This is a genomic window from Paenibacillus oleatilyticus (assembly GCF_018998565.1).
In the GTDB taxonomy this organism is placed as follows: domain Bacteria; phylum Bacillota; class Bacilli; order Paenibacillales; family NBRC-103111; genus Paenibacillus_G; species Paenibacillus_G oleatilyticus.
In genome coordinates this window covers 45,240-59,715 of sequence record NZ_JAHNZO010000016.1, presented here as the reverse complement: position 1 = coordinate 59,715, position 14,476 = coordinate 45,240, and the positions used below count along the sequence as shown (strand labels likewise).

Genomic DNA, 14,476 nt, shown 5'->3' with positions numbered 1-14,476 from the left:
GACAAGCTTCAGGGTGAGCGGCTAAAAAACTATGAATACTCTCAGCGAATGCATTCTAAACAGGAGCCGGAAGCATAGAATAATACTAACAGGCATTCACTCCGCTCCTACTGGCAGATCGGATACAAAAATAGCCCGCGGCAGTGAATCGCGCTCGCGGGCGGTGATAGACACAATGGTGCAGGACGAAACTAGACGTTCTTCTCCGCTGTGGAGAAAGCCGCCGATTTGCCGCTTTTAGTGAAGGAAAATTCCAGGCTTTTTTTGGTGTTGATCGCCACTTTGCGCAGAAGTTGTTCGTGGTATTTCCGTTGGCGGATTGCTGAGATGGTGACGTGCGGGCCTTCGCCGTCTTCGTTAAAATAAAGCCGGCCGCGCCGCTCGTCGTATTTGCGGATGTGATTGAAATTGACGTAAAGATCGGTGTCCATCTTCTTGAAATCGTTCTCTTCCAACCGGTCCAAAAAGCTGCTGAAATCAAGCAGCGACTCAATACTCCTCGTAATTGTCGCTCCTTTCTGGTAATACGTAATTTCTTTCATACCGATCTCGATGAAGTAGACGTTTGACAGGTCCATATCCTCGTTTTGTTTGGGGGCCAGAGACGATGCAATATGACTGCTCATCAGATGCCCTGCCTTAATCATCAAGTCGGTATAGGGGTAGCCGTATGCAGCCGACAGCTTCTGAAGCGTATCCGGCGACGGGGTTATTTTGTCATTGGTCGAGCGGTTTCGCTCAAGCTCAAGATCCCGGATGTAGGCATGGGAAAGACCGCTTTTGCGAGCAGCTTCCCGCAAAGACATCGAGCCTCGAAGACCCTCAAGAAATTTTCCGAAATCGGGAATTGGTTGTCCCAAACCTGGTCACTCCTCTCTGAAACTATTGTAATGGACAAACGTATGAAAAGAAATAGCAATTTCTAAAAAAGCGTTTATCTGGTGATCTGCCTCTTGACTCTATGTAATACGAATACTACATTAGAAGTAGCACACTTTTTTAGCTTTACAAAAGGGGGTGGGATTGTAATGAGAGACAAAGTTATGAACCGTTGGAGCACCTACGAACCCTACTATATTGAATTTAATGGTTACAAAGTAGCAGATATCGTCATTACCAGCCATGCGCTCAGCCGATGGTCGGAGCGTGTGGAGTACGAGCAGGGCGGAATTGAGCATATTTGCTCCTTTTTATGGGAAAGACTGAAGAACTGTAAAGTCCAACCTTATTATGCAAATGAAAAAGACGTTTACCTGATTGACGATGACCTTGTGATGGTCGCCGAGTTTGTCGAGTTAAAGGATGAAACCGATATCGCAGGCAATCCTCTGCATAAAATGATTGTCGTTACGTTCTTGGGCCGCGTGTCTCAGGATATTCAACTTCGCGATTTGAAAGCCTATTACTCCTGGCTGCGCCACACCCGTCGCATGACCTTGGTGAAACACGGAAGAAAACGCAAATAAGCGGCACTTGCCCATAACCATATTCATACCGAAGGCTGGCCTCTACAGGTCGGCCTTTTCTTGCATTTACTTTAAGTATACCATAATATACCAAAGGATGCGACGGGTTTTTATGTCGAATGCATAAATTCCTTCCACTCATGGGGAAAATTAGGGTGAGCAGGAAGGGGATGATAGCGTTATGGCCCGTGATTTGCCTATTGGCAACGGCAATGTGCTTATTAATTTTGACGTCCATTACAATGTTCGGGATGTTTATTTCCCTTATGTCGGTCAGGAGAATCAAGCGCTGGATCATTTATCGCATTTTGGCGTGTGGACGGCGGAAGATTTTTTCTGGATCGATCACCCGGAGCTGAAGAAGCAGTCCGGCTATTTGAACGATACCCTGATTACGAACGTCGTCTGCACGCACGAGCGGCTCGGCCTCAAGCTGCAGCTTCGCGACGGCGTGGACGTACAGGAGAATGTCTTCATCCGCAAGGTGGTCGTGGAAAACGACTGGGACCGGGAACGCGAGGTGAAGCTGTACTTCCATCTGGATCTGCATTTGTACGGCAACGGCGTGGGCGATACGGTGTATTACGACCCGGAATTGAGATCGCTTGTATTTTACAAGGGACACCGGTACTTGTCGTTGTCATGCCGGGGGCAGGATCAGAAGGAGGCGGGAATGACTTCGTATGCGACCGGGCAAAAGGAAATAAACCGGCTCGAAGGGACATGGCGGGATGCGGAAGACGGGCGGCTCGGGGGCAATCCGATTGCGCAAGGGGCGGTTGACGGAACGGCCGAGCTGGCCTTGCGGGTACCGGCCAAGGGGGCGAAGGAAGCGTGGTTCTGGGTATGCTTCGCCCGGGAAGACCGGGAAGTCCGCAAGCTGGAGCGCACGGTCCGATCGGCGACGCCGCATGCGTTGCTCCAGCGCACGTACAATTTCTGGGGTCAGTGGCTTGGACAGGACCGGCACGATTTGAAGCTGCTTGAGCCGGACATCGCTTCCTTTTACAAGCGCAGCCTGCTCGTGGTCCGCACGAATACGGACAACCGGGGGGCCATTCTGGCCGCCAACGATTCGGACATTTTGAAGTTTGCGCGCGACACGTATTCGTATATGTGGCCACGGGACGGCGCGCTGATCGCGCATGCGCTTGACCGAAGCGGCTACCATGCGCTGACGAAACGATTTTTCCAGTTTTGCAAGCGGGGATTGTCGGAGGAAGGCTACTTGCTTCACAAGTACAACCCGGACGGTTCCGTAGGTTCGAGCTGGCACCCGTGGGTCAATGCCCGCGGCGAGAAGCAGCTTGCCATTCAGGAGGACGAGACGGCGCTTGTGCTGTTCGCGCTGTGGCATCATCACCGGCTGGCCCGGACGCTGGACGAAGCGCGCGACGACTACGACAACCTCGTCCTGCCTGCGGCCGATTTTATGGCGCGTTATACCGATGCCTCCGGATTGCCGCTGCCTTCGCACGATCTGTGGGAGGAACGTTACGGCGTGCATTTGTTCACGGTCGCGAGCGTCTATGCGGGACTGCTTGCCGCCGCGGGCTTCGCCGAGCATTTCGGAGACAAGCTGAGGGCGATGCACTACCGGGATAAGGCGGACAGCGTGAAGCAGGCGGTCGAGCACTCGCTCTATTCCGAGCAGGAGCAGCGGTTTATTCGTTCGCTCTATTGGAATGACGAGAAGCAGGCGTACGAGCCGGATTTGACGCTGGATGCGAGCATGTACGCGATATTCGACTTCGGAATGTTTCCGCCGGACGATCCGCGGGTCGTTTCTACCATGAAAGCAATCCGCCGGCAGCTCTGGGTGCAGACGGAAGTGGGAGGGCTTGCCCGGTATTCCAACGATTATTATCATCAGGTGACGAAGGATGTCGCCAAGGTGCCGGGCAACCCGTGGTTTATTTGCACGCTCTGGTATGCGGAATACGTGATTGCCGCGGCGAAAAGCGAAGAGGAGCTGAAGGAGGCGGCGGATCTGCTGCGATGGACGATGAGCCATGCGCTGCCTTCGGGGATTTTGGCCGAACAGGTGCATCCGTTCAGCGGCGAGCCGATGTCCGTTTCGCCGCTGACTTGGTCCCATGCGACGTTCGTCAAGGTGGTGCAGGAATATTTGGCGAAGCTGAAGCTGTTCCGGCACCGGGAACGCGGCCAAGAGGATCAGAGCGACGCGAGGCTGCTCCATGCGGCGGGAGAGAAGCGATGAAGGCGGTGCGCGTAACCGGCCTTGCCCCCGCAGGCGGAGAGGGTGCAGGGGCGGCGTCGCCGAAGCTGGAGCTGATCGAGGTCGAGCGTCCCGGACGGCAGACGAAGACGGACGTGCTCGTCCGCGTGCTCTGCATCGGTCTTGACGGCACGGACCGCGAGATCATGAGCGAAAAGTACGGCGTGCCGCCGGCGGGCGAAACGTCGCTGACGATCGGGCACGAATCGCTCGGCGTCGTGGAAGAGGCCGACCCGGCCACGGGATTCGCGCCGGGAGACGCGGTCTGCGCCTTGGTGCGCAGGCCGTGCGCGGAGCCGGGCTGCGTCAACTGCCGCAATGGGCAGCAGGACTTCTGCGAAACGGGGCAGTATACGGAACGCGGCATCCGCGGCGCTCACGGGTATTTGTCGGACTACTATATCGAGGATGCGAGATATTTGGTCAAGGTGCCTGCGGGCAGTCTCGCCTACGGGATCTTGGCCGAGCCGCAGAGCATTGTCGAGAAGGTGTGGAGCGAGGTGCAGCGCATTCAACAGCGGCTCGTCTGGCAGCCGAGGACGGCGGTGGTGCTCGGCTCGGGGCCGCTTGGGCTGCTCGCCGCGCTTACGTGCCGGTGTCTGGGCCTGGATACCGTGGTATGGTCCAAGTCGCCGGACGATTCGATCGGGGCCGAGTTGGTGCGGGCCTGCGGAGCGACATACGCGCGGGCGGAAGACGAAGCAGCCGCCCCGGCGGGCTCCGGGGGCGCTCCCGCGGTATCCGCGCTGGGGGCGTTCCTGCAGCGAAACGACCGGCGCGCGGACCTCATCTTCGAATGTACGGGCTACAGCCCGCTCGCGTTTGACGCGATGGCCGCCTTGGGGCCGAACGGCGTGCTGGCGCTCCTCGGGGTAACCCCGGGCAACCGGAGCATCCGCATTTCCTCCGACCAGATTAACCAGGAGCTGGTGCTGGAGAATAAATGCGTGCTCGGCTCGGTGAACGCGTCGCGCAAGGATTTTGAAACCGGGCTGTACCGGTTGAAGCAGATGGAAGTCCGCTTTCCCGGCCTGCTGGGCAGGCTGATGACCGACCGGCTGACGCTTCAGCAGGTGCCGCAGCTGGATTTCGGCCGGATCGCCGTCAAAGCCGTGGTCGATCTTGTGCCGCGGGAGCAATGGACCGGACTGGTCCGGCACGAAGCGGGCGAGGTGGCGTACAGCTTCTCGGTATAATGTGTAAGGCAGCGTCATATTGAGATGAATGGAAAATAAGCGGCAGCGCCTTCGACCTTGAAGGCGGCTGTCCGCTTATTTTCGTTTGGGATCGCGGCGGCGAGCAATCATCAGGCTCGCCAGCAACACCGCAAATATGAGTGCCACGACCGCTCCTGCAACCGTGAAGCTCCATGGTGCTGCCGGGGAGTCCTCGGGCGTAACCGATGTCGGGGGAAAAGACGCCGTATCCGCGCGTCCCTGCTCCCACAGCGCAGTTCGGCCACAGAGGTGCGCGGTAAGCACTCCGTTTTGCTGGGCGGCGTAGACGAGATACGCCTCGCCTTGCTGCACCGGCATCCACATGTTGCTTACCAGCACGTCGATTTTGTCGGAAGCGACGCCCTTCCAGGCTTCTGTCACCTCGAACGTCGTTGCTCCGTTTTTTCGCTCGCCAACGGCTTTGCCATGAAATACGACCGTGCTGCGGGCGAATTCCTCATTGACGGACGGTTGTCTGGCACAGGATAGCGCGTTTGCCTCTCCTGCAGGCCATATCAGCCCAAGGACCCAGATCAGAAGCAAAGCTGCCGCAAAATAGCGTCTCATCGGGAACACGGTTCTCCTTTCCGCTCGGGTGTTGGAGTCTTCCTCCCCTAAGACGCGCCGGTCCGCTCAAAGGTTGCTAGAATTCGCAGTCGTGCGGATGGACCTGCCGGTTGTGACGGTATTCGGAGGGCGAGTGCCCGCAATATTTTTTGAACTGCTTGGAAAAGTACAGCGCATCGCCGAAGCCGACGGAGGAGGCGACCTGCTCGATCGTCAGCGGCCCCTGCAGCAGCAGCTTCGCGCGTTCCATGCGGATTTTCAGCAAAAACTGCATGGGCGACAGGCCGGTATGCTGCTTGAACATTTTGGACAGGTGCGTCCGGTGGTACCCGAGCGTCCGGGCCATCTGCTCGATGGAGATCGGCTGATAATACTGCAGGGTCAACCAGCGAATCGCCTGTTCCACCTGCTGCTGAATGACCGAGCCTTCTTCTTTCGGCACCTCATCCCGCATCCGGTCCTGTGCGTATTCGCCTAGCAAGAGGCGCAAGTAGCCGCCTGCTTGCATATCGCAGCCGGGCTTGGCGAGCTGCAGCGTCTTTTCCAATTGATAATAAAGCGCTGTCAATCGGCGCAGCCGTTCGGAGGAAATCACCGGTTTATCCGGGGAAATGCCGGCCTTGCTCAAAAATTCATCCGCGCGTTCGCCCTTGAAGCCGACCCAGCGGTACGCCCACGGCTCCGAGGCATCCGAAACGTAGGTGACCAGCTCGCCCGGAAAAATAAAGAAGCTGCTGCCTCGCTCCAGACGGTAATCCCGATGCAGGCAGCGAAAGTTCCCCCGGCCCGAAACGACCGTATGCACCAAATGATAGTCCAGCACCTGCGGTCCGACCTTGTGCTGCGCTGCGGTCTGGGCATGGCCTGCGAACAGCACGGTCAGCTCGCCTTTGCCGGGGTGAGGATTGAACGCCGCCTCGTGATAGACATGAGCTATGATGGTACACCTCCGTCAGTTTTGATATGATGTAGACATGAAAGAAGGGAGAGATTGACGAATGAATTGGAAGCAGACCATCCGGGAGAACGGGCACCATCTGTCATGGGTTGTTGCGCTCACGGCGACGCTGGGAAGCCTGTATTTTTCGGAGATTATGATGTTTACTCCATGCAAGCTGTGCTGGTACCAGCGCATCCTGATGTATCCACTCGTGATTATACTGGGCATCGCAGCGGTGCGCAAGGAACGACATATGTACCTGTATGTTCTGCCGATGTCCATTTGGGGCGGGGGCATTTCGCTATACCATTACCTCATGCAGAAGACCGAGTGGTTCAAGACCGGAGCAGCGGCGTGCGGCCCGGTTCCATGCGACTTGGACTATATCGATTGGTTCGGGTTCGTCACGATTCCGTTCCTGGCACTGGTCGCATTCGCGCTGATTACGGTTCTGCAGATTTTGATGTGGGTGGCTGAAAAGAAATAAGACACACTACATTTCTCCATACGAAAATGGTTTGTGTCCATATGCATTCCCGGCGAAGCGGAGTATAGTCAAAGCAGGCAAGACAATGACGTTTCCACAAGCGGGGAGGCAAAAGAAGATGGCAAAAATTACTTTTCTTGGAGCAGGCAGTACCGTATTCGCCAAAAACGTGCTCGGCGACGTTATGCTCACGCCGGCGCTGCAGGAGTTTGAGCTGGCCTTGTTCGACATCGATTTGGAGCGGCTGAAGGATTCCGAGGACATGTTGAACAATCTGAAAAGCTCGCTCGGCAGCGGCTGCACGGTGAAAGCGTATACGAACCGCAAGGAAGCGCTGCGCGGCGCGAAATATGTCGTGAATGCCATCCAGGTCGGCGGGTACGATCCTTGCACGATTACGGATTTTGAAATTCCCAAGAAGTACGGCCTTCGTCAAACGATTGCCGATACGATAGGGGTCGGCGGCATTTTTCGGAACCTACGAACCATTCCGGTCATGCTGGATTTTGCCAAGGACATCCAAGAGGTTTGCCCGGACGCCTGGTTCTTCAATTACACGAACCCGATGGCGGTCTTGACCAATGCGATGATTACATACGGCGGTGTCAAGACGGTGGGGCTGTGCCACAGCGTACAGGCGTGCGTGCCGCATCTGTTCCGCAATCTGGGGCTGGACAGCGAAGGGGTGCAGGCGAAGATCGCGGGCATCAACCATATGGCCTGGCTGCTGGAGGTGACGAAGGACGGCGTAGACCTGTATCCCGAGATCAAGCGCCGCGCTTCGGAGAAGCAGAAGGAGAAGCATGGGGATATGGTGCGTTACGAGCTGATGTTCCGGTTCGGCTATTATGTGACGGAATCCTCGGAGCATAACGCCGAATATCACCCTTACTTTATCAAGAAGAAGTATCCCGAGCTGATCGAGCGGTTCAACATTCCGCTAGACGAATACCCGCGCCGCTGCATCCATCAGATCGAGAAATGGAAGACGATGCGCGAGGAACTCGTCAACGACAAGAGCCTGACACACAGCCGTTCAAATGAGTACGCCTCGTATATGCTCGAAGCGATGGAGACGGATAAGCCGTTCAAGATCGGCGGCAATATGATGAATACCGGACTTATCACGAATTTGCCGAAGGAAACGTGCGTCGAGGTGCCGTGCCTTGTCGATACGAGCGGCGTCACGCCGACGTATGTCGGGGATTTGCCGCCGCAGCTTGCCGCGCTCAACCGCACGAACATCAATACCCAACTGCTGACGCTGGAGGCGGCCGTCACCGGCAAAAAGGAGCACATTTACCATGCCGCGCTGCTGGACCCGCATACGTCGGCAGAGTTGTCGATCGACGACATCGTGGCGCTGTGCGACGATCTGATCGAGGCGCATGGCGATTGGCTGCCGAAGTATCGGTAAATAAGCTGTCGAAAGTATGGTAAATAAGATATATTGAAAATTCGCAGGCGCTCGAAGAGACCGGGTTATCGATCTCTTGGGGCGCTTTTTTGTAGTGCTTGCATACCATTTTCTTATTTTATTGTATAAATTTACATAATTGTTCTTGTGAATCTTATTTTACAATATTATACTATCATCATTATCAACTACTCTATTAAAATTTCATAGGGATAGGCTTCGACAAACGAATTCCCTTGCTTCGTCCCTGCTTGGAGGTGATTGTCCGCAAACTCTCATTCCGGTAAGGCATGACTTGAAAGCAACCAGATCCGCAGATGTTCTCTCTGGAGGATGCCACGTATTTGCTGAAACCAAGTCAAAGGAGCGGATGAATATTGTTGAAGCATAAAAAGTTAAGCAAGCATCTTTCCCTGGGGATGGCTATTCTCCTCTCGCTAACCTTCAGTTATCCGGCCAGTGCCGATAACACAAGCGTCTCTCAAAAGACAGATCTCAAATCCAGCTCTCCCCACATCGCCACCGATAAAGTTTCTTCCAAGCTCAGCCAGCAGTTTGCCGATGACGAATACGTCACTTACCTCGTTAAAATGAAAGAGCAGGCGGATACGACAGCCGCTTCCAAAAATGCCCTGCAAAAACTCACTCTCGAAAAGGCCACACCGGCCGCAATCAAGCTCGCCAGACGGAGCTCCGTTGTCAGCACGCTCCGCGAAACGGCTTCCCGCTCGCAGCAATCCTTGGAACATTATCTCAAGAAAGAACTTGAGCAGGGGGGAGTTAAAGATTACAAGAGCTTCTTTATTGTCAACGCGATGGCGGTAACGAGCAGCAAATCCGTTATGGAGAATATCGCCCAGCTCCCGGAAGTCGACAAAATTTTGCCGAATGAAGAGCGGTTTCTGGATAAAGTGGAAATCGACAAAGAGGCCGAGGCCAAAACGGATACAGTCAAACAGGACAATGTGAAAACGGATGCAGTCAAACAGGACAATGTGGAGTGGAACATCTCGCAGGTCAACGCTCCCGAGGTTTGGGCCAAGGGCATCGATGGCACCGGCATCGTTGTGGCCAACCTGGATTCGGGCGTGGAGTACACGCATCCAGCGCTGCAGCGCAAGTGGCGGGGACTGGATGCATCCGGGAACGTCGTGAATCCGGAGCTCAGCTGGTACGATCCCCACAGCAGATCGCCGCTTCCGGCTGACGGAGACGGCCACGGCACCCATACGATGGGAACGATGGTCGGTTCGGAGGCGAACGGCACGAACCAAATCGGCGTTGCCCCCGGGGCAAAATGGATCGCGGTGCGGATCTTCAACCCGAGCACGACCGACGCCATTATTCTTGACGGCGCCCAGTGGCTGCTTGCTCCCAAGGATGCGCAGGGCAATCTTCACCCCGAGTTGGCGCCGGATGTCGTGAACAACTCCTGGAGCGGTGGCGCGGGACTCGACGAATGGTTCCGGCCCATGGTTCAAGCTTGGCGGGACGCGCAAATTTTCCCCGAATTTTCGGCGGGGAACAAGCGGGCGACGAATCCCGGCGGACCCGGCTCCGTAGCCAATCCGGCCAACTATCCCGAAGCGTTCGCCACCGGAGCGACCGACATCAACAAGAACTTGGCCGATTTCTCGCTCCTCGGTCCTTCTCCTTACGGCGAAATTAAACCGGAGGTTTCGGCTCCCGGGGTCAACATCCGTTCTTCCGTTCCGGGCGGAAAATATGAGGGCGGCTGGAACGGTACCTCGATGGCCGGCCCGCATACGACCGCGATTGCCGGGCTTCTGCTGCAAGCCAATCATTCCTTGACGGTAGATCAGCTCGAGCAAATCCTTATGGATACGGCGACCAAGCGAACGGACAGCCAATATCCTGTCACCCCGAACAACGGATACGGCCACGGCATCGTCAACGCGCTTGATGCGGTCGGGTCCGTTCTGGAGGGAGTCGGTACGGTATCCGGCAAGGTCGTAACCGCCGGAGATGATGACGAAGCTCCCGTATTGGAGCATACGCCGTTAACCCTCGTTTTTAAGGGGCTGGATGCCCGGGTGTCCGCCCGCGTGAAAGATAATGTAGCGGTGAACGCCGTTGAATTGTTTGCCAAAGTGGCAGGAACGGATCATTACACGTACATTCCGATGGAGCGCAAGTCGGGCGACAGCAAGGACGGTATCTACGAAGCGACGATTCCTGCGTTTCTGCTCGATACGAAAGGGCTGGAGTATTATATCCGCGTGAACGATTACGGCAACAACGGCTTTAACAGCAGTGTGTACAAGATCCCGGTATCCAGCGGCGTTAAGCCTGGTTATTTCCAGGATTTTGAAAAAGACAATATGGGCTTTACCACGGGAGGCGAAGGGGGCGCTTGGGCTTGGGGCGTTCCGAGCAGCGGTCCGGGAAGCGCCTATTCCGGGCAAAAGGTAGTCGCCACCAATCTGACCGGCACTTATCCGGCCAGCGCCAATTCCTATTTGCTTGCCCCGCCGATCGATCTTACGGCAAGTCCGGAAGGAGCCGTGCTTTCCTTTAAGCAATGGTACGACTTGGAAAACAATATCGACTTCGGCAAAGTGTACATCGCCTCCAAGACCAGCGACGATGCTTTCGTGCCGCTCTTGACTTTCACTGGAAGCAGCGGGGGCTGGAAAACGCAGTATGTGGACTTGAAGCCGTATGCGGGCCAAGAAATTTCCCTGATGTTTAATTTGACCAGCGACGCCTCGATGCAGAAGGCGGGATGGTATATCGACGATCTTTCCATCCAGCCGCCGGATCGTACCGCCCCGGCAGCTCCTGGCAGCTTGGGCGCTTCGGCGGACCCTGTCGGCAACGTCACGCTGACTTGGACTCCGCCTGCCGACGAAGATCTCAAGCAGTATAAGGTGTACCGTTCCACGCGTTCCGGCACAGGCTATGAAGCGATCGGCACGGTAACGTCGGCAACGTATACCGATACGAATACGGTGGAGAATACCACCTACTATTATGCCGTGACCGCTCAAGATTACAGCGGCAACGAAAGCGTCAAGTCGAACGAAGCCTCGCTGACCGTTCGCCGTCCCGCTATCCTGTTCAGCGATTCTTTCGATTCGAATACGGATAACGGATGGACCCACAGTGGAGCCAAGGACGAATGGGAACGGGGAGTGCCTACAGCTCCCGGACCGGCCGAAGCCGTATCCAAGCCTAACGTATGGGGAACCGATCTGGATGGAACTTACGAGAACGGTGCTGACGCTTCGCTGGTTTCTCCGAGCATCAATCTGACGAATGTGACGAACGCGACGCTGGCGTTCCAGCATTGGTTTGAAATCGAAAGCGGCTACGACTACGGCTATGTGGAAATATCCACAAACGGGGGAGACACGTGGTCCGAGCTGGGCAAATTCTCGCATAACACGAGCGGAAAGCAATGGAGCCCCGTCTACTACAATCTGGACAAGTACACCGGGAAAGAGGTCCAAATCCGCTTCAGACTGAAGAGCGACAATACCGTATCGAAAGCCGGATGGTACATTGACAACTTCCAAGTACTGAATGTGACTACCGCCGTGCAGACGCAAAATACGGCTCCCGAGATGAATCTGCAAAAGCCGAAGCCGGTTTATGACAATCCGCTGTACAAGATCTCAAGAACCGAGAAGAGCGAGTTCAAGCCTGCGGTGAACAACGACAGCATAGGAACGGAGAGCTTGCCTGCAAGCGCAACCGTCACCGTGCTTGAGACCGGCCGTTCCGTCAAAACGGATGCTGCCACGGGACGCTACAGCTTGACTCATGTGGCCGGCAAGTTCACGCTGAAGGCGGAAGCTTACGGGTACTATCCGCGGACCCAGTCTGTCACAGTTACCGATGGGACCGACGTCAAAGCCAACTTTAATCTGGAAGCCATTCCTCACGGCCTAATTAACGGCACCGTGAAGGATGAACGTACCGGTCAGCCGATTGCGGGCGCGGTCGTGGTTCTTCAGGAAGACCCTCGAGTCGCCCCTGTGACGACGAATGTCTACGGCGGTTTTAATCTGGATGTGATGGAAGGCAGCTATACGCTTTCCGTTTCGGCAAAAGATTACTATGGCAAAACGGCCAAAGTAACCGTTACTCCGAATGGCACCGTGGAGCTTCCGGTCACTCTGAAACCGTTCATCGGCTTCCCCGGTGAAATTGCTTACGACGATGGCACGCCCGAGAATGCCAGAGCTTTCAACGCGGCCAACAATGCCTGGGCCGTTCGGATGACGCCGGAGTCCGGTTCCGCGCAAGTGACGGGCGTATCGCTTCGCTTCTGGAACACGGAATGGCCGCAGCCGGGCGGGACGGCGTTCCAATACGCCATTTATGACGCTTCCGGCGCCGGAGGGGCACCCGGACGTCAGCTTGCGGGTCCGTTCGATGGCACCGCGCTTCGTAACAATCAATGGACGACGCTGGAATTGGCTGAGCCCGTCACCGTGCAGGGCGACTTCTATGTCGTCTATATCCAGACGTTGGCCAATCCGAATACGCCCGGACTTGCAACCGACGAGAGCGGTCAAAATGCATTGCGCAGCTGGCAGCGTGTCGGCGGCGCGTGGAGCGCTTCTCCCAAAGAAGAGGGGAACTACATGATCCGCGCGGTCGTCCGCTATCCGGTGAACGCTCCCGTTATTACGGCGCCTGCCGATGACTTCTACACGAAGCAGCCGACCGTTGCCGTCACGGGAACTTCTCCGGCGAACGGAGCGACAGTCCAGTTGTATAACGGGACGGAATTGGCGGGAACCGCTAGCGTGCAGAACGGACAGTTCAGCTTGACCGTGCAGCTTAAGCCCGGGGCAAACCTGCTGAGCGCCGAAGCGGTCGTAGGCGGCAAGGCGACGGATCGTTCGGAGCCCGTCACCGTGACGCTGGACCAGACGCCGCCGGAATTGGTCGTTCTCTCTCCGGTAGAGGGAGCAAGAACCAATAGCGAGGTGCTTCACGTTACGGGGACGGCGACCGACCAGTTCTTCAGCACGCTGACGGTGAACGGGCAGCGGGCCGAGATTGGCAACGACGGCGCCTTCGCTCACCGTATTTTGATCAATCCAGGCCAGAACCTTGTGACGGTAACGGCGAAAGACCTTGCCGACAATGAAACGACGGTTACCCGTGCCGTGTACGTCGATCTGTCCCTGCCGAAAATCAATAATCTCTCGCCTGCGGCTGATGTTCGCCTTAAGGCAGGAGAGCCGCTTCATGTATCCTTCGATAGCGCACCTGGCCTGAATGCCTCTTTCCGCGTCGAAGTACCGCTTCTGCTGAGCAGCAAGGCGCGAAACGAGATTCCATTGACGGAAACGAGACCGGGACACTATGAGGGAACTTATCAGACACCGTCGTCCTTAGTGCTTAACGGCGGAGTCGTCGTTGTCCGCGTCTGGGATCGGGCGGGCAACCAAGCGGAATTCGAAGCGCCCGGCAAAGTCTACGTAACCGGCAACCAGCCTCCGGCCAATGTGCCGCCGGTCGCGGCCATTTCTGCGCCGGATACGGCGAAGAAGAAGCAGCAGGTGACGTTTAACGGTTCTGCCTCCCGCGATCAGGACGGAAAAATCGTCCGTTACGAATGGAAGTTCGGCGACGGCGGAACGGCTACCGGCGTCAAAGCGAAGCACCGTTTTACCACCGCTGGCACTTATACGGTGCAGTTGACCGTCACCGACGATAAAGGGGCTCAAAATACGGCGGTGCACAAAATTACGATCAAGTAAGCGAAGGCTGTTTCATTTGGCCTTCTGTGTATCAGTCGAAAGACCTCTGCGGTTCCGCCGCAGGGGTCTTAGAGTTGAGAAAAGATCAATTGAAATAATAGAGGGTTACGAGGGGGTGGGGTATCCACCTCCGTTTGCATCTCTATTTTTGTAAAAGTCCGCTTGCTCAACATGCTCAGACCTTTGCACTTCCGCCGCAAAGGCCTTTTTTTATGTGCCATGCCTGGTATAGACTTATCCCGCGAGCAAGGAGGGAAGCAGCAGGAAGACCGTCGAGAGACTTTCTAAGCGCCTTAAGGGGGCCGACATCTTTTTTTTTGCGTGAAAGGACCGGCGATAGTTACGTCGGTTTGCCACATGTTACGCCGTTTGGTAAAATATATACGAACAATTATTCGTGTT

The 14,476-nt window shown here is 55.9% G+C and carries 9 protein-coding genes; 6 read left to right on the top strand and 3 right to left on the bottom strand.

The window, feature by feature from the left end:
* Nucleotides 1-191 precede the first annotated feature (191 nt).
* Nucleotides 192-860 (bottom strand): helix-turn-helix domain-containing protein, encoded by a 669-nt coding sequence (locus tag KQX66_RS20505; RefSeq protein ID WP_216794667.1) that lies wholly within the window; start codon nt 858-860, stop codon nt 192-194.
* Nucleotides 861-1,028: 168 nt separating this feature from the next.
* Here KQX66_RS20505 and KQX66_RS20500 point away from each other — a divergent pair, with 168 nt between their 5' ends.
* The 3 genes from KQX66_RS20500 (at nt 1,029) to KQX66_RS20490 (ending at nt 4,901) form a co-directional block, all read left to right on the top strand.
* Nucleotides 1,029-1,466 carry a hypothetical protein gene (locus KQX66_RS20500; RefSeq protein WP_216794666.1) on the top strand — a complete coding sequence of 146 codons (438 nt, stop codon included), beginning with the start codon at nt 1,029-1,031 and terminating at the stop codon, nt 1,464-1,466.
* Nucleotides 1,467-1,647: 181 nt separating this feature from the next.
* Nucleotides 1,648-3,687 (top strand): glycoside hydrolase family 15 protein, encoded by a 2,040-nt coding sequence (locus tag KQX66_RS20495; RefSeq protein ID WP_216794665.1) that lies wholly within the window; start codon nt 1,648-1,650, stop codon nt 3,685-3,687.
* A complete protein-coding gene (locus tag KQX66_RS20490) occupies nt 3,684-4,901 on the top strand; it encodes a glucose 1-dehydrogenase (protein WP_216794664.1) in 1,218 nt (405 codons plus the stop codon). The genes KQX66_RS20495 and KQX66_RS20490 overlap by 4 nt, the downstream gene beginning before the upstream one ends.
* 75 nt (nt 4,902-4,976) lie before the next feature.
* Here the strand turns inward: KQX66_RS20490 and KQX66_RS20485 are convergent, their stop codons facing one another.
* Nucleotides 4,977-5,489 (bottom strand): hypothetical protein, encoded by a 513-nt coding sequence (locus KQX66_RS20485; protein ID WP_216794663.1) that lies wholly within the window; start codon nt 5,487-5,489, stop codon nt 4,977-4,979.
* A gap of 76 nt (nt 5,490-5,565) precedes the next feature.
* Entirely contained in the window at nt 5,566-6,366 is an 801-nt protein-coding gene (locus KQX66_RS20480; RefSeq protein ID WP_216794662.1) for an AraC family transcriptional regulator, read from the bottom strand.
* 121 nt (nt 6,367-6,487) lie between these two features.
* Here KQX66_RS20480 and KQX66_RS20475 point away from each other — a divergent pair, with 121 nt between their 5' ends.
* The 3 genes from KQX66_RS20475 to KQX66_RS20465 all read left to right on the top strand — a co-directional run bounded on the left by KQX66_RS20475 (nt 6,488) and on the right by KQX66_RS20465 (nt 14,074).
* Nucleotides 6,488-6,916: a disulfide oxidoreductase gene (locus KQX66_RS20475; protein WP_216794661.1), complete on the top strand. Its 429-nt coding sequence runs from the start codon at nt 6,488-6,490 to the stop codon at nt 6,914-6,916.
* A gap of 118 nt (nt 6,917-7,034) precedes the next feature.
* On the top strand, nt 7,035-8,333 hold the full coding sequence (locus KQX66_RS20470; RefSeq protein WP_216794660.1) for an alpha-glucosidase/alpha-galactosidase: 1,299 nt from the start codon (nt 7,035-7,037) through the stop codon (nt 8,331-8,333).
* Between the two features lie 377 nt (nt 8,334-8,710).
* Complete coding sequence (locus KQX66_RS20465; RefSeq protein WP_216794659.1) at nt 8,711-14,074, top strand: S8 family serine peptidase; 5,364 nt, start codon at nt 8,711-8,713, stop codon at nt 14,072-14,074.
* Nucleotides 14,075-14,476: the final 402 nt, after the last annotated feature.

What these genes read in the sequence shown, in the direction of transcription:
- KQX66_RS20485 (WP_216794663.1), bottom strand. Translation starts at nt 5,489, where the DNA reads ATGAGACGCTATTTTGCGGCAGCTTTGCTTCTGATCTGGGTCCTTGGG.
- KQX66_RS20490 (WP_216794664.1), top strand. Translation starts at nt 3,684, where the DNA reads ATGAAGGCGGTGCGCGTAACCGGCCTTGCCCCCGCAGGCGGAGAGGGT.
- KQX66_RS20495 (WP_216794665.1), top strand. Translation starts at nt 1,648, where the DNA reads ATGGCCCGTGATTTGCCTATTGGCAACGGCAATGTGCTTATTAATTTT.
- KQX66_RS20475 (WP_216794661.1), top strand. Translation starts at nt 6,488, where the DNA reads ATGAATTGGAAGCAGACCATCCGGGAGAACGGGCACCATCTGTCATGG.
- KQX66_RS20470 (WP_216794660.1), top strand. Translation starts at nt 7,035, where the DNA reads ATGGCAAAAATTACTTTTCTTGGAGCAGGCAGTACCGTATTCGCCAAA.
- KQX66_RS20500 (WP_216794666.1), top strand. Translation starts at nt 1,029, where the DNA reads ATGAGAGACAAAGTTATGAACCGTTGGAGCACCTACGAACCCTACTAT.